We start from the raw sequence: 16031 nt of genomic DNA, 5'->3' as shown, positions 1-16031 counted from the left end.
TCAACTTCCGAGTTCAGAGGTGCAACTTCCGAGTTCAGAGGCTCAAGTGTCAGCCTTAACTGTTTTGTCATCTCTTTCATTTCCCTCATCCTCCTCATCTCTCTTTAATTTGCACAGTGCGATTGAACAAATTCATCGCTACGGAAATAGTCAAGCTGAGAATTAGATAGGTAAGCATAATCAGTAATATCACTTCTACGGCTTTCCCCGTTTGGTTAAAAGTGGCGGAGGCGACAAAATAAATATCGGGGTAGCCGATCGCGATCGCTAAACTGGTATTTTTCGTCAAATTAAGATATTGACTCGTCAACGGTGGAATTATTACCCGTAAAGCTTGGGGAAAAATCACCAACCGCATCACCAACCCTGGTTTTAATCCTAGCGATCGCGCTGCTTCCCATTGTCCTTTAGGTACTGATTGAATCCCACCTCTGACAATTTCAGCGATAAACGCACCCGTGTAAAAAGTTAATCCCAACAGCAAAGCTGAAAACTCTGGGGATAAAGTAAACCAAGGGAATTCTAAGCCACTTTGACTAACGCCAATAAAACCCCAAAAAGATATCTTATTTTCTGTTTTGGGAAAACTGAGGAAAACAGCAAAGTACCAAAACAGCAGTTGCAGTAGTAAGGGAGTATTGCGGAAAATCTCCACATAAACCATAGTGATATTCCGCACTAGCCAGTTGTCAGAAAGTCGCGCAATTCCAGCACTTACCCCCACAATTGTCGTGAGAAAAATTCCTGCAACCGCCACCCGCAAAGAGTTAATTAACCCCACCCACAAAGCATAACTGTAGGTGTCAGTTGGTTTGTAGGTAATCAGCGTTTCACCAATACCAAAAGATGCCTGTTGCTTAAGAAAATCAAATCCAAACTGAATACCCAATTGCCGCAAATTGCGGTTGAGGTTGCCCCACAGTATTACTACCACAACTGCTGCTAAAAATACGGCAACTAATTGCAAAGCAATGCGCCAAAAGCGATTATCACGCCATATAGGCAATTTGTCATTGGTCATTGGTCATTAGTCATTGGTCATTGGTCATTTCATGGGAGAAGATCATTCTGCTCCCCACTCCCCACTCCCCACTCATCACCGGAACGGCGGAGAATAAAGCAGTCCGCCTTTGCTCCAGAGTTGATTTTGACCGCGAGCTAGATTGAGTTTTGTCTTGGGGCCGAGGTTGCGATCGTAAATTTCGCCGTAGTTACCAACATGCTTAATTATTCTGGCTGCGAAATCGTTTGTTAAGCCAAGTCCTTCACCAAGGTTGCCTTCTGTTCCTAAAAAGCGCTTAATATCTGGATCAGTACTACTAGCGAACTGTCCTACATTCTGGGAAGTAATACCCAACTCTTCAGCTTTTATCAGGGAATAAACCACCCACTTGAGAGCATCACCAAACTTAGGATCTCCTTTGGCGACAGCTGGTGCAAGGGGTTCTGAAGAAATAACTTCCTCAAGAATCACATTATCTTCTGGTTTGGGTAAAATTGTGCCTCTAGAAACCAATGCTGAACGATCAGCTGTAATGCCATCGCAACGACCTTCAGCATAGGTAGCAAAGGTAACGTTAACGTCTTCAAAGACAACGGGTTTGTAAGTGATGCCCCGTTTTCGCATTTGGTCTGTTAAGTTCTGTTCGGTAGTAGTACCAGTTTGAACGCAGATTGCTTTATTTTTCAACTCTGCCAGGGACTTAATGCCGCTATTTTTGCGAACCATTAGGGCTTGACCATCGTAAAAGACGACGGGCGCAAATTCTAGACCAACTGAAGTATCACGACTAAGTGTCCAGGTAGTATTACGGCTGAGAACGTCTACTTCCCCAGTTTGCAAAGCTGTAAATCGCTCTTTGGAATTAAGATTGCGAAATTCTATTGCATCTGGATTATCAAATAAAGCAGCTGCGATCGCGCGGCAAACATCCACATCGATGCCGTTGTATTTACCATCAGTTCCCACAAAGCTAAACCCTGGTACTTCCCCACTGACACCGCAAATTAACTGACCACGGCTTTTAATACTATCCCAGCGATTTCGAGTTGCTGGAGCGGCTGCACTGCCTGGAGTGCTAACTGTATTTCCTGTTTGTCCTGACTCTCCACCACAAGCAGCGATCGCAAAAACTAGGGGTGCGATCGCTAGAGCTAAAGCTGATTTACGCATAAACTTCATAGTTACTAAAAAATAAAGATGTATTGCTTACTACAATCATTCAGTCAAAACAGATTGTTGGTTGTAATATTAAACTTTACCAGCCTCTGTGCTATATTTATTAACCTTAAAAACGGTAGTTAAAGTTTTTACTTATATTTTCAAAAGCCTCAGATGCTATGTAGAAATTATCTTAACTTGGCTTTAACTTTCGAGTTTGATTTAAAGTACTGCCACCATGCTTGCTCTAGCAATACATTCATTAAACCTAGAAGAGAATATTAAAATTTAAGTGAGTTAGTGCTATATCCTTAACTGGGTAAGATTGGGAAAAAAGTGATTATTACTTCTTCAATAATGAGTAAGAGTCCTTCAAAAAATATCATTCACAGCGCAGAATGATCATCTGTTTTTCCTATCCTCAATGCCCAATGCCCCAATTGCATACTTCTATGTGATCAGAAGTAGCCACACCAACCCAAACAACTACCCCTAGCAGGTTAAACTAGGTCTGTTAACAGCTGCTCCACGTTCCTTATGAGGCTTTTATGGGAGCTAACCTCAAACAGATTGCCAACTATTTAGACAACCTTGGTTGGGATTACCGTTTGGATGAAGAAGAAGACCGGATTATAACAGGTGTGGAGGCTGATAACCTAGAAGATTTCCTGATAGTTGTCCAGCTGGATGAAGAGGGAAAATTTTTTCGGGTATTTGCCCCTCAAATTCTGGCAGGAATTCAAGACCATCCTCACAAGGGAGCTATCCTACAGACAATGCTTGCCATTTCCTGGGAAACTAAAATGTTGCAATGGGAATATGACCCATCCGATGGCGAAATCCGTGCCATTATTGAGTTTCCTCTAGAAGACTCCATTCTCACAGAAAGGCAATTTCATCGTTGTCTGAGTGGGTTAATTCAGATTGTGGATGGCATAGCGATACCTCGCTTGAAACAAGTAATGGCAACAGGTATTGATCCGGGGAATATAGAACTTGGGGAAAGACTGCTACTCAGTATCCAAGAAGAAGCGCCAGGATTGCTAGATTTGCTGGAAAAAGCAATGGAAGCGCGAAAAAACCGAGGAAGTTTTAAGGGCGAGTGAGACGGATCATCACTTAAATAGCTATACTCCAAAGTGATACCCTCACTATATACACTGAAATTTTCTGGGGCTGGATATTATGACATCCTATGCAACCTCCTCTGCCAAAGCGGAAATGAGTGAACTTCGGCGGTTGAAAGGCTTACTACCGCCAGAATTGCAAAGCTGGGTCACAGTTGAAGGCACAACTGAGGTCAATCCACCCCTGGTTCGTTGCGAAGAAATTGGTAAAGACCAGGTAGAAATTCAAATTGACTTGGTGAAATGGGATGCCCTCGCAATGGATCAGCGTAATTTGCTGTTTTGGCATGAAGTTGCTCGTGTTCAAAATGACACAATTCCTAAAGATGGTTGGGAAATGGCAGCACTAGCCATTGGTTTAGGTGGTGCTGTGGGTGAATTGTGGGTACAAGATGGATTGCTGCTGGTATTAGCTTTGTCGCTATGTGGTGTGTCAGGCTGGCGACTGTACCAAAAGAATAATGGGGAAAAGCAAGTAAAAGAATTGCTTAATGCTGATGAAAAAGCGATCGCTTTGGCAACTCGTTTTGGTTATAGCCTCCCCAATGCCTACAAGAGTCTCGGTAGCGCCTTAAAAACCCTGATTGACAATACTCCTAGTAAGCGCCAACGGTCGAGATACGAAGCAAGACTCTCTGCCCTCAAACGCAGTGCTAATAAAGCAAAAGCTAAATCTAAAACTACAGATGAGGGCGGGCTGTAGAAACCGAAATTAGGTTGGGTGGTGATTGCCCACCCCATAAAATACCTAAATCAACGTGAGCTTGATGAACCTCTCCCTGCCTTGTAAAGTTCAAGTCTGCCCTCTCCGACTCGGCTACGGTGTACACACAATTCCTAAAAACCTAGCTTGATAAGGCTTTCCTCGTTCCTGGGCTGCCGCCTGGGAATGCATTCATTGAGTCTCTGGCTCAATGTCTGAATAGTTCCACAATTAGTAAATCGAAAAGTTTTTATAACCCTTACCACATCTGCATTTTAGCTAAACAACCGTTTCAGCTAAAAGTGTATTTAATCCCAAGTGGCCAAAAATAGTGTATTGTAACGACAGAATAATTTTGTAAAAAGTAAAGATCACTTTTCAGGTAAATTCATCAAACCAGGTAATGAAAAGTTTAGCCGGCAAACTGGCTGACCGCTTGCAGAATCAATGTCTCTAACAAGGCGATCTCTGCGCTACTTTCACTACCTCCATCTGAGAGAAATGCTCACCTTCGGCACAAATATAGCGATCGTCTCTAGCCTCGGCTTCATCAATTTGAAGAGGCGTTTGTCCCACATCAGGCATCAATTAGTTTATATGCTCCTGCGAATGTCAACCCTCAAGCACCGCATTCAAGTCGGTAAGTATTGGCTAGTAAGATTATTTCTCATGATATTGTCTACTAGCAGGCTGGGAACAACCAAAAATTACCTTCAGCTAGCTAGGTTAACCAAGATTTGCACAACAATGATTTAAAACTTAATAATAGTATAGTTAAACAACATAAGTAAAAACCCAAATCTTCAGCAGTGGAAGTAGCAATCTTATGGAATTCAACTCATCTTTAAAAGAACAAATACAGAGCCTTTATAAACATCATAAACCTGTATTTTTTCATGCATATTTTGCTCTAATATGGCCTATAGCTATTTGGTTGATGTATCTCCTATTTCCCAATCAGGTAGCAACTCGAATCCAACTTTCAAGAATCATCTTCATTGGCATTTGCATTCAAATCCTTGTTTTGGGAGTCCAGAAACGCACTCATGTCCTAAAAACAATTCGGGGATATTTTACAGGAACAACATATCCCATTAACCTGGCTATATTTCGGATATTTCTGTTTGGAACTATATTCGGGGAAGTCAATCACAATTTCTCTAAAATTGTCTGGTTAAGTGAATTCCCTAAAGAGCTTCTGGTTCTACCTTTAGGTTCAAGGTGGCTCTTTTCCCATATTCCCATAAATGCAGCACTAGCTCAGACAAATTGTTGGCTATTAATTATCTGTTCATTTACAGCCATGATTGGGCTTTTTACTCGTACCTCAGCATGGCTGACCGTAATCCTCAGTTTCTACGTTCTGGGTATTCCCCAGTTTTTTGGTAAAGTCGACCACTACCATCACTTATTATGGTTTGGTGCGATTTTAGCCCTTAGCCGATGTGCCGATGTCTTATCATTAGATGCTGTTTTCATGGCCTGGAAACGAGCCGATCGTGGTCAAATAGAACCTCCCGGTATTTCTAGAGTTTATGCATTACCGTTACGTTTCGTCTGGCTTTTATTTGGCATCATTTATTTCTTTCCAGGATTTCATAAATTATGGAAATCTGGTTTTGATTGGGCATTTACTGACAATCTCAAATATCAAATATTTTCCAAATGGCTTGAGTGGTATCAAGTAGATGGCTGGAACCCGGTGTTAAGATTAGATGGGTATCCGGCCTTATCTAGCCTGGCAGCTATTGGCTCAATCTGTTTTGAGTTAGCTTTTATTTTTCTAGTATTCTTACCGATAACTCGATATATAGCAGCTTTTGGAGGGCTGCTTTTGCATAATATGATCGGTCTGGTAATGCATATTAAATTCTTACTTCTCCAAACTTGCTACGTCGCCTTCTTTGATTGGCATACTATTTTTCATTGGATTGGGCATCGACTTTTTCCCATAGATATGTATGTTGTGTACGACGGAAATTGTAAACTCTGTCGTCGTACAATCACAACTTTAAAAGTATTTGATATTTTTGGCCGATTAACATTTGTCAACGCGCTGAATGATGAAACTCTAACCACCCACAATCTTCTCTGGTTAGACTCCCAGGCGCTATTAGCTGATATGCACGCAGTTCTCCAAAGACGCTCATGGAAGGGTTACAACGCCTATCGTGTCATAGGAGCGCGCATACCAATTTTCTGGCCGATTTTACCTTTGCTGTATGTGTGGCCCATACCTGAGATTGGTAAACGTATTTATCGGCGTGTTGCTGATTCTCGTACTTGTAGTTTAATTAAAGCTGAGATTCCTGAGACTAAAAAACGAAATTTCCAACCACCGATTTATTCGCAAGCACTCACAGTTCTCGCTGTTTTATTAATTATTGGCAATAGCCTATTAGGTTTAACTGAAAGAACAGCAGGTTGGCCACTTGCCTGCTATCCAACGTTTTCGGAAATTTTAGGTCCCCAAGTAGAAAATCTCGAAGTTGTTCCTCTAAGTGCAACGGGTGCGCTTCTCACCTTTGATTTAAAAGACTTTAAGAAAAAAATGGGGCCTGTAAAGTTTAATTCCTTAGCTAAACATGTTTTTTACCCAACTAAAAAGACGAAAAATGCAATTGATAAAGAGCAACACGTTAGTTCCCTGTGGCAAGCAATCAGCCGTAATCACCCTACTCTCCAGCAAACAAAATCAGTTCAATTTTATAACATTACAAGATGGAGTGATCCCGAAAAGCGATCAGAGAATCCGGTTGCTCGCTCACTAATCTATGAACTGAAATTGTAAATTATTGGCTTAGGAACGAATCATACAACACATGCTTTGCCTTGTATTTCCAGCTTGTTATCGAACTAAGTAACACATCTAAAATTGTTTGAATTTCCTCATAGAAATAACTTTGATAAATCAGTTTGACTGCCAACGCTTTCCTTGTCTGGTGGGCATCTGGGCGAAGCGCTATAAAATCTTATAATTCCGCGATCGCCTGTTGGGTAATTTCTTTGAGAGCGTTGTGGCTTTTAATACTGATTTATCATTGTTGGCTGTGAGACAAATGTATTCCTCCGAATTTTCTCGCAATCTTTTTCAAAAATCAAATCGGATTCACCTAACAGAAAATTGTCAACAACTCAACTACCCTTCTCCTTAATTTCCTGTTAGGGAAATATGGCTCGAAGAGTGTTTCGCTCTTGACACCTTTCATAAAATCTTACTTTTTTCTTGACTATATCTTTATCAAACTCAAATTTTACAGCTGGTTCAGCATTTTATGCGTCTGGGGTATGACACGCACATGCTTAAGAAACCGCTTCATTAAAGCTTGCCACGTCAAAACTTGATCGCTCGAAGGCGCAAGCACAGGTATTGGGGAAAATTGTTCAGATACTGCTAAAGGCGTAACAGGTTGTAAAAATACTGAGATATCTGGACTAACCTCTGCCACCAGCAAAGCTGAACGTTCCAACTCGGCAGGATCTGTGTTTTGAGACACAATTATCTTGACAAAAACATTTAAATATGAATTGTGACATAATTGGAGAAATTTACTATGTTCTTGCCAATGACTTTCGCCGCTAACACTGGGCAATTTAAAATCCATACCTACAGAGTCTAAATAGGGGAGAATCATCGCCAGTTGTTCTGGGCGATGTCCGCCAGTTTCTAGGTATGTAGGTAGACCAGTTATGGCTCGCACTTGGGGTAAAAACTGCGTTAGAAATGGGGCATGAAGAAGTGGTTCGCCTCCAGTTAAGCTAATGCTATCGTGTAGACAAGGTAGATTTTGCCGTTCTACCCATTCAATTAAGATGGGTAATGGAACAGGGTTAGAGTGAATTTCAAAGTCACGCAATCCAGGCGATCGCTCTATCCGACAAGTAGCAGGTGCATTCCAAGTATGGGCGCTATCACAAAAGTGACAGCGCAAATCACACAAAGCAAAACGAATAAAAATCTGACGTGTCCCTACATTCAGTCCTTCCCCTTGAATGGCAGAAAAGACCTCAATCAGGCGTGCGGTAGGTGTAACCGTATTTTTAGCAATCATTTGATGAGAGCAACGCGATCGCGCTGCGTCGGCACAACAGCAAGGATATTTTTTGGCTTCTTGTTCTATTGTGAATCGTCGCTGGCGATCTCCAATCTCAGCCCCGGTAAATAGCGATTAGTCCTTATTATTACTGATTCCAATATTAGGTTAGGTAATTTTGGAGGACAAAATAATGCTTGGCAGATTACATTATACATGGCAACGAAAGTGCAGAGCTTCATGACTAGCCAACCGACAGAAGTCGATTTTCCAGTTAATTCCCTAAACGACACGGCTATAGTGCTGGTTCCCACGCGATTGAGCGTGCTGGAAGCTTTAGGCTTTAAGCAAACCTGCCAAGGCTTAATCCAACCCAATTTACATCCCAAGCAAATCATTATTGACTTTCACCAAACTACTTTTATGGATAGTAGTGGTTTAGGTGCTCTAGTAAGTAATTTTAAACACGCCCAGTCCCAAGGGATTACACTAACACTGCGGAATGTAACACCTCAGGTAATGGCAGTCTTAAAACTCACAGGACTAGATCAGGTTTTTCCCTTAGAGCTTGTGGACGATAAGTTGCTAGTACAACAAGAATACTTAGCAGATAATCGGAAGACAACTTCCCGTAAAGTAGAGCAGCTACCTACTACTCACCCTTCCGTGGCATCTTGGATGAAACGGTTATTAGACATTGTAGGGTCAGTGATCGGTTTATTAATTACAGGAGTTTTGTTTATTCCGATTGCGATCGCTATTCAAATTAATGATCCTGGCCCCATTTTCTTTAGTCAAATCCGCTGTGGCTGGATGGGGAAACGGTTTGAGATTTGGAAATTCCGTTCTATGTGTGTGGATGCGGAAGCCAAGAAATCCCAAGTCAAAAACCAAGTGCAAGGTGCCTTTTTCAAGAATGAGAATGACCCCAGAGTTACCAAGATAGGGCGCTTTTTACGGCGAACGAGTCTTGATGAACTACCCCAATTTTGGAACGTCCTCAAAGGAGAAATGAGTTTAGTAGGCACTCGACCACCCACACCTGATGAAGTGGAACGCTATGAAGTACCAGAGTGGCAACGTTTAGATGTTAAACCCGGCATGACTGGCGAATGGCAAGTAAATGGACGTTCTAAAGTCCGTAGTTTTGAAGATGTGATTCGTATGGATTTAGAGTATCAAAAAAATTGGAGTTTGGTGTACGATTTAAAGCTAATTTTCAAAACTATAGCTATCTTGTTTAACAGAAACAGTGGTGCTGTTTAGCTAACTACCTTTATTCACAATTTTTTGGTAACTCGTAACTCTCACGTTCATTGTCGGATACACCCAAGCCTAAAATAGGCTTGGGTGTATTTTAAATTAGGAGCTGGTTCTTCTTGCTTTATTTAACTCACAGCCTTCGGGATACCTACTAATTCAACCTGCTGCACCTCTGGCATTAAAAGCTTCACGCCTTGCTTAACAAACCCCTGCAAAAAACCAATTTGCTGATGCTGAAATACCTTTTGCAACGTTTGCCGCAACTTGTCCAAATTCAAACCATTTCCAGAATCAATCGCTATTTCCTGCTGTTGGAAATATTCAACTAAACTTAACCCTGCTACCCTAGTCAGATAAGCTGCACTTACTCCCTGCACTGCGCCACCAGCAACAAAGGTAACGGCATTACTTTTAAGAACAATACTAATAGCCTTTGTAGAAAGCTCAACTAAACCCAGTTTCAGCATCAGACTTCCCAGTGTACCAGCTACGGTTTGTGCCTGTTCCAAAGAAAATTTTTGCTGATAGATATTACCCAAATCCATTACCATCTGAGCATTAATTGCCGCAGTTGCCAGAATATCAAGGGCTGGTACTGGGTTGGCAAAGGCAGCAGCAGCAGCTATCCACTGATATTGTTCAATAATTGGGGTGGCGCGATCGCGTCTGGTTCCATTGAGCCAGTTTTTCGCCTCAGCTTTCAACAAACCAGCTTTCCTCATGGTAGTTGCCCAAACCAGCCGTTGTCCTTGCTGTGCCAAAACTTCACTCAACTGCTGTGATAATTGTTGGATATCTGGTGCTGGTTGTTCCATCCATTCTTCCACAGAACCATCAGCCTCATGCTTTCGGACTTTGATGGCAATGGGAGAGGCCACAGTTGCAACTACATTTCCCTGCATTCGCTGTTTCAATGACAGCAAGACGCTGGCGCTTTCATCGGCTAAATATTGGTCTTGTTTGTTGAAAACCAGTATTTGAGGCTGATTTGCTGCTTTTAACTGCTGTAAAATTTGAAATTCTGAGTCTGTCAAATCACCATTTGTCAGGAACAGAACAAAATCAAATTTTGCGACTTCTGCCAAAATATCTGCATCTGAATTGTCACCTGCTTCTCTAAATAAAGGTGCTGTTTCTTGTAGAGAAACAAAATTTGAAGACACGAAATTTTGCTCTAGCACTTGAATTAAAGTGCTTTTGCCCACGGATTTCCCACCAGTCACAGCCACTTTAATTTCTTGTCTGTCTAATTCCAACAACAATTGTGAAGCTTGTTCTCTAAGTGTTTCTAACGCCCGATGGTTTTCTGCTTCTTGTGCAAGTTGGTTTATTACGGCTTCAGTTTTAGCGATCGCACTTTCCACAGTCGCCCGATCCACTAGCCTACCATTTAGCTGCTCTAAACTATCTTTCGGGCGATTTTGCTGGAATAACCACAAACCACCCCCAACTGCAAAAACACTCAATAAACCAAACTCACCCACCTGCATTATTGAATGATGCCAACTTTGTAGCATCCACAGAGAAAAGGACAGTCCCAATCCTCCCACTAAAATTGGTCGCTGCAACTTCACAACCATGATTCTCCGCGCCTTTTAGATGGCTATTTCTTCCAGAATAGATCAAAAACCTGCTTCTCTGAATTTAACAGGCGATCGAACACAACTTTCTTTACCTACAGATGCTTGTAAGATTAACTTCCAAGCATTCCTATATTGTCTCGAACGCGGTTTGCGCTGTCTTTTATCAGCCTTAAAAAGGTGTATTTTGCTACAGTAGCCAATAAATATATCTATTGAAAAGATATAAAACAGGTCAAGATTTTCTATGATTTTCTCTTTCAAACAGTTTAGTATACGGAAAAAGTATGGATATTATCTGAAAAGGGATGTTATGCGGAAACTTTCTATATATTTGTAACTCTTAAGTAAATATGCGGTTATTTTCTGTATATAACTGACTTAGAATTCAGTTACTCGAACACTTGGCAATTTCATATATGGAAACGTGTAATGATGAAATTTCTTGAATCTTTATCGGGAAACAAGCAGAACATTCTATCAATAAATTTCACTGCAATATTCTTTAGTAGTATTCTTTTTACCTGTTTGTTTAAAATTGCTCCGGAGCGAGTTTGGCTTAATTTGCTAATCAGCTTATTAGGTGCTCTAATCGGCTGGGTATTTGGGAACGCTGGATCACCTGTTAGCGAGGAGGAAGAGAAAACTTTTAGTGAATTAGCAAAAGTAGTAGCGACATTCTTTTCTGGCTATTTAGTATCCAAACTAGACAGATTTCTTGAGCGCGTACTATTTACAAATAATCAAATTGATGAAAATTCCTGGATCTCTGTATGCTTCTTCTCGTCAGATCTCATTCTTACTAGTGTTACTGTTTTTCTAAACAGAACCTATGGGTTAAAGCCACCAAATCAAACTGAGCCAACCACGTTTTAAGGCATGAAGAACAGATGCTTGTTTAGCTATGTCTCCTCTAAGCTTTGTGTCCATCCGTGAGATCAAGTTGACAATCAGCATAAAACAAAACCCCCTAATCTTCTCTGATTACAGGGTTTCATTATTTTTGTATTTGGTGGCGGGAAGTGGATTTGAACCACTGACCTTCGGGTTATGAGCCCGACGAGCTACCAGGCTGCTCTATCCCGCGTCGCTCTTGACTTTTCTAGCATAACCTATAGTCAAGAGTTTGGCAACTACAAAAATGATAATTCTCCAATTACTTCTAAACGCTTGTATTTACCCAAGGTGACAAACTTTTCTGAGAGACTTTCTGCGGCGCTGGGACTAATCCAACCCATTTGCTGAAGCAAGTGAATAGCAACAGCATGTTTTGCTCGTTTTGCCCCATCCATGACTTTGATTGCCAATCCCAAGCCTTCACCGAGTCTACCAATGCACTGCACTCCTTCGGCACCAGTTTTGCTGACCAGTTCCCCTGGAGTTAAGCGCATCAGTTCCGTGTCAAATTCTCCATCTCCTGCTACCATAGCGGGGTGATGCGTCATAGCACGGACAATGCGCTCCATATCCAAGTTGGTACTAGAGGCTAGTAGGGCATACAAAGACGCCATATGACCAATTTGCATTAGATAAGTTGGAGCGCCACAGTCATCATGAGCGCTGATAAATTCCTCAGCTGGCATTCGCAACAACTCTGCTACTTTGCCCAAAATCAACTGCTGTATTGGGTGCTTGCGTTCTAAGTAGTTATTCAAGGGCCAATGGCGTTGCTGACAAACGGCTAACATCCCTGCATGTTTACCAGAGCAATTGTATTCCAGACTACTCCGCTTACCTTCAGAAATCGGACATTGGAGTGTAGTCGGGTCAATATCTGCCCGCCAAAGGATGTTAAATACCTGTCGGACTTGCTCTATTGTTCCTTTGTGGGAACTTGTGATTATTGCTAAGTCGCGATCGCTGAGGTTATAGCGTTCCAGTGTGCCTGTGGTGGTGACTGCGAGTGCCTGAAATGGTTTGAGCGCTGAACGAATAAATGCAGCAGTTTCAGAGTTTCCGGCAACGGTTAGAACCCGTCCCCGTTCGTCGCATACAACAGCTTGTACTATATGCCTGGATTCAATAATGCCTTCCCGCAGCAACCGTACTTCTAGTGCTGTGGCTTGAGTTCGTTTTCCCATTGTCATGGGTTAATATTTATTACCTTTTATTAGTTATTAGTCATTAGTCATTAGTCATTAGTCCTTAGCTAATGACTAATGACTAATGACCGTTTTTATAACAAATGCCAAACTATAGTACCAGTAACTAACATTCCCGCCAAGCCAGCAAAGGTAAATTGTAATCGCTGCAAAATAGGTTTGATTTCGTATGCGACAATTAAGCGATCGCGGTTGAGAACTTCCTGTGGTTTCGTCCAAGTTTGGCCATCGTACCAGCCTGACTCTTCATAAAATACTGTAGAATTGCAAAGGCGATCACGCACGTAGAACCAGCCTAAGTACAATCTCACAAGTGCCAGCACTACCCCAACGCTTGCTCCTGCTGCACCACAGAGGATAAAATGTGCAACGTACTTTTGTGGAGAAAAACTTGCTGCGGCCACAGGGCCTGCTATTAGCCAAGATAAACCCCAAATCCAAACCATTTTCGTGATATATTTGCGCCAATCTAAAGTGCTATCACGAAACAGCCAGGAAGTTTTTAACTCTTCGTACTCATTGAGCGGTTGTTGGTCTGTAGGAACTGGACAATTTGAAACCGAAGACCTAATCATGTTGGCTTACCCTCACCCTCATCAGATTCTGGAAGGGAAATACGCTCTGCATGAATCCAGAACGCTTCTAAATTATAAAACTCTCGTTCTTTGGGCATCATGATGTGAACGATCACATCACCGTAGTCTTGTAATACCCAACTCCCCTCGGCTTTTCCTTCTATCCTTAGGGGACGCCGTTGCAACTCACTTTCAACTTTTCCTTCAATTGCTTGAGCGATCGCCCTTACCTGTACCCTAGAATAGCCAGTCATCATCACAAAGTAATCAGCTAAGTAAGATACCTCTGCTACTCTGAGCAATAAAATCTCACCCGCTTTCCGCTCTGATGCCGCTTCGGCAATGGTTGTGGCTAATTTTCCGCTCGCCTCTTCAGTTTGGGCAAAGCTTCTCACCGCACTCTTCGTCAGTGAGATAGACTGTAATGGGGAATTTCCTTGGAAATAATCAGTCATTAAACCTCAGGTGCTTTCTTTCTTTTGAAACAATTGTTTACATTTCCTTACAAACAACAAACAATTGATCTGAAAATGTGTCAATAGGTTTTTTTGAATACTAACAAAAAAACAGGTGTTTATGGGGACTAGTTTGACAATTGGCTGTTCAAATTTCGGCATCAGCAAGAAGCAGTTGCGGATGGCTATTGGGGAGCGAGAAATTAATCAATAGCTTTCCAGCGAGAACTTCCGGCGAAAATAAACGCAGATTTATGAAACAGCCTAATATGTAAAGTTAGTACATTTCCGCCATAGTGTACTAGTAATTCGTAAGTAAGGCCACATCTATGTCTTGGCTTGTCTACTAAAAATTACGATACAACACAGCACACTAATACATGATTTACCGAAAGTGTGATTGGCATAAGCGTACTAGTCGTTATTTGGGCGTAATAAAGCATTCCTATTGTATAATATGTAAAAAATTGGCCTTCCCACGGCTTGAATGAAGTGAAGCCGTGGGATTTTTTGCTCAACAAAGCACTTGAAAACTTGCTCGTCTAGTTGCTATATGTTTTTTATAGAATTAGCCACCCTTCAAATCTCCTGCTACCTAGATTTTGAGAAGATGATTGTGACTAACATATCAGCGAATTTCCTGAAAGTACAGGTATGTAATGTAACATCAGTACCGGAGATTAAACTTCTTGTTTCGTAACTATTGTGGACTGAATTGCCCCACGATTTGCCTTCAATGAGTAACACAAGGACTCATACTGATTTAAAGCTTGCTCAAAAGCATAGTGTTCAACTGCATATTGGCGACTTTTATAACCGAGAGTTTTGACTTTTTCGGGATTTTGGTACAAATCTAAAATTGCCATTGCTAAAGCTTGGGGATCTTCTGGAGGAACTATAACTCCGCCGCCACTTTGCCTGATGGCTCTTGCTGCCGTACCATTATCAGGGACAGAAGCAACTAAGGCTCTTCCACTGGCAAGTAGCACTTGAATTTTTGATGGCATATTGAAGGATACAATATTTTTCTTTTGCACCACCAAACCAACATCCGCAGCCGCCAACATTTGTGGCAAATATTTGCGGGGTTGAAACGGCAGTAGCAAAACATTATCTGCACCGCAGTCTAGACATTCTTGTTGCAATCGCTGTAAACCTTGTGCCTCTCCAACGATCACAAAAACAATATCTGGGATATGGCGTAATACAGAAGCAGCTTTGACGACGCTTTCTAAGCCTTGGGTTAGGGCAATATTACCAGAATACAGGACTACAAATTTGCCATTTAGATTATGTGCTATGCGGAAAGGGTTATTTTCTTTAGGCAAAGGGCGGATAAAATTTACATCAACCCAGTTGGGAATTTGCACAATTTTGTCGGCTTCTACGCCCTTAGATCGCAAATTGTCCACAAACCCATCGGCGATGACGCTAATTTTATTGGCAGTATGGTAAGCAAATTTTTCCAATAGTGTAAACAATTGGATAAGTAATTTATTTTTCAGTAGACCGACATGGACGGCTGCGTCTGGTAAAATATCTTGTAGATTTAAAATCACAGGGCAACCACGTAACCATCCTAAAAGAGCAACTGGTACACAGCTTGGCAAGGATGGTGAGGTTGAGAGAATAACATCTGGACGCCAACCGATGAGGGCAGGCACAAAACTAGTGACAACGAAACTAGCATCTAGTAATACCCGATCTAATAGATTTGGTTGTGGACGAATCCAAACGTAACTGCGTTGAATTTGAACGCCATTTTTGTATTCGTTGAGATACCACTTGCCCCGATATTCCTGGTAAATTTGACGCTCAGGGTAGTTGGGCATAGCAGTGACTACGCGCACTTGATGCCCACGTTTCACTAGTCCCTCTGCTAATTCAGTCATCAGTGGGGCAATACCAATTGGCTCTGGATAGTAATTGTAGGAGTAAATTAAAATTCGCATAAAAAATTAGTCCGAAGTATCCCGACTTTTTATTTAATGACAATAGTTGTCTTACACATGATTGGAGCTTGAAAACTCC

15 protein-coding genes, 1 tRNA gene and 1 pseudogene are annotated in these 16031 nt (G+C 41.7%); 5 read left to right on the top strand and 12 right to left on the bottom strand.

Translation table 11 applies throughout. The features are described from left to right. Window positions 1–94: 94 nt before the first annotated feature. Both F8S12_RS22055 and F8S12_RS22050 read right to left on the bottom strand, forming a co-directional pair. Window positions 95–1021 (bottom strand): amino acid ABC transporter permease, encoded by a 927-nt coding sequence (locus F8S12_RS22055; RefSeq protein ID WP_196518397.1) that lies wholly within the window; start codon window positions 1019–1021, stop codon window positions 95–97. 75 nt (window positions 1022–1096) lie between these two features. Further along, window positions 1097–2173, bottom strand: coding sequence for an amino acid ABC transporter substrate-binding protein (locus tag F8S12_RS22050; protein ID WP_196518402.1), 1077 nt, complete (start codon window positions 2171–2173; stop codon window positions 1097–1099). 536 nt (window positions 2174–2709) lie between these two features. On the opposite strand from F8S12_RS22050, the gene F8S12_RS22045 reads away from it, so the two are divergent. Both F8S12_RS22045 and F8S12_RS22040 read left to right on the top strand, forming a co-directional pair. Continuing rightward, on the top strand, window positions 2710–3267 hold the full coding sequence (locus F8S12_RS22045; RefSeq protein WP_196518396.1) for a hypothetical protein: 558 nt from the start codon (window positions 2710–2712) through the stop codon (window positions 3265–3267). Between the two features lie 79 nt (window positions 3268–3346). Continuing rightward, window positions 3347–3991 carry a DUF3318 domain-containing protein gene (locus F8S12_RS22040; protein ID WP_196518395.1) on the top strand — a complete coding sequence of 215 codons (645 nt, stop codon included), beginning with the start codon at window positions 3347–3349 and terminating at the stop codon, window positions 3989–3991. A gap of 453 nt (window positions 3992–4444) precedes the next feature. On the opposite strand, the gene F8S12_RS41715 is transcribed toward F8S12_RS22040, so the two are convergent. After that, complete coding sequence (locus F8S12_RS41715; RefSeq protein WP_269144840.1) at window positions 4445–4576, bottom strand: hypothetical protein; 132 nt, start codon at window positions 4574–4576, stop codon at window positions 4445–4447. A gap of 241 nt (window positions 4577–4817) precedes the next feature. Here F8S12_RS41715 and F8S12_RS22035 point away from each other — a divergent pair, with 241 nt between their 5' ends. Then, complete coding sequence (locus F8S12_RS22035) at window positions 4818–6782, top strand: DCC1-like thiol-disulfide oxidoreductase family protein (RefSeq protein WP_196518394.1); 1965 nt, start codon at window positions 4818–4820, stop codon at window positions 6780–6782. 46 nt (window positions 6783–6828) lie between these two features. Here F8S12_RS22035 and F8S12_RS40830 read toward each other — a convergent pair. Both F8S12_RS40830 and F8S12_RS22030 read right to left on the bottom strand, forming a co-directional pair. Next, window positions 6829–7026: pseudogene (locus F8S12_RS40830) on the bottom strand (IS630 family transposase); the annotation flags it as partial. A gap of 219 nt (window positions 7027–7245) precedes the next feature. Beyond that, complete coding sequence (locus F8S12_RS22030; RefSeq protein WP_196518393.1) at window positions 7246–8043, bottom strand: 7-carboxy-7-deazaguanine synthase QueE; 798 nt, start codon at window positions 8041–8043, stop codon at window positions 7246–7248. A gap of 198 nt (window positions 8044–8241) precedes the next feature. Between F8S12_RS22030 and F8S12_RS22025 the strand changes: the two genes are divergently transcribed. Next, a complete protein-coding gene (locus F8S12_RS22025; RefSeq protein ID WP_196518392.1) occupies window positions 8242–9291 on the top strand; it encodes a sugar transferase in 1050 nt (349 codons plus the stop codon). 122 nt (window positions 9292–9413) lie between these two features. Here F8S12_RS22025 and F8S12_RS22020 read toward each other — a convergent pair whose 3' ends face one another. Both F8S12_RS22020 and F8S12_RS42415 read right to left on the bottom strand, forming a co-directional pair. Continuing rightward, window positions 9414–10868 carry a YcjF family protein gene (locus F8S12_RS22020; protein ID WP_196518391.1) on the bottom strand — a complete coding sequence of 485 codons (1455 nt, stop codon included), beginning with the start codon at window positions 10866–10868 and terminating at the stop codon, window positions 9414–9416. Window positions 10869–10910: 42 nt separating this feature from the next. Continuing rightward, on the bottom strand, window positions 10911–11132 hold the full coding sequence (locus tag F8S12_RS42415; protein ID WP_442946819.1) for a group I intron-associated PD-(D/E)XK endonuclease: 222 nt from the start codon (window positions 11130–11132) through the stop codon (window positions 10911–10913). 168 nt (window positions 11133–11300) lie between these two features. Here F8S12_RS42415 and F8S12_RS22015 point away from each other — a divergent pair, with 168 nt between their 5' ends. Further along, the gene (locus F8S12_RS22015; RefSeq protein ID WP_196518390.1) at window positions 11301–11744 is read left to right on the top strand and encodes a hypothetical protein; all 444 of its coding nucleotides are present in this window, start codon (window positions 11301–11303) and stop codon (window positions 11742–11744) included. 134 nt (window positions 11745–11878) lie between these two features. Here the strand turns inward: F8S12_RS22015 and F8S12_RS22010 are convergent. The 5 genes from F8S12_RS22010 to F8S12_RS21990 form a co-directional block, all read right to left on the bottom strand. Beyond that, window positions 11879–11955, bottom strand: a tRNA-Met gene (locus F8S12_RS22010). Between the two features lie 46 nt (window positions 11956–12001). Then, window positions 12002–12955: an asparaginase gene (locus tag F8S12_RS22005; RefSeq protein WP_196518389.1), complete on the bottom strand. Its 954-nt coding sequence runs from the start codon at window positions 12953–12955 to the stop codon at window positions 12002–12004. Between the two features lie 89 nt (window positions 12956–13044). Continuing rightward, a complete protein-coding gene (locus F8S12_RS22000; RefSeq protein ID WP_196518388.1) occupies window positions 13045–13545 on the bottom strand; it encodes a CGLD27 family protein in 501 nt (166 codons plus the stop codon). Further along, entirely contained in the window at window positions 13542–14000 is a 459-nt protein-coding gene (gene rsfS, locus F8S12_RS21995; protein WP_196518387.1) for a ribosome silencing factor, read from the bottom strand. The genes F8S12_RS22000 and rsfS overlap by 4 nt, the downstream gene beginning before the upstream one ends. A 680-nt stretch (window positions 14001–14680) precedes the next feature. Continuing rightward, window positions 14681–15952, bottom strand: coding sequence for a glycosyltransferase family 4 protein (locus F8S12_RS21990; RefSeq protein WP_196518386.1), 1272 nt, complete (start codon window positions 15950–15952; stop codon window positions 14681–14683). Window positions 15953–16031 lie beyond the last annotated feature (79 nt).

This window comes from Nostoc sp. WHI (assembly GCF_015714725.1).
Lineage (GTDB): Bacteria > Cyanobacteriota > Cyanobacteriia > Cyanobacteriales > Nostocaceae > Nostoc.
Note: the sequence above shows the minus strand (reverse complement) of the source record. Positions and strands in the feature narration are given on the sequence as shown.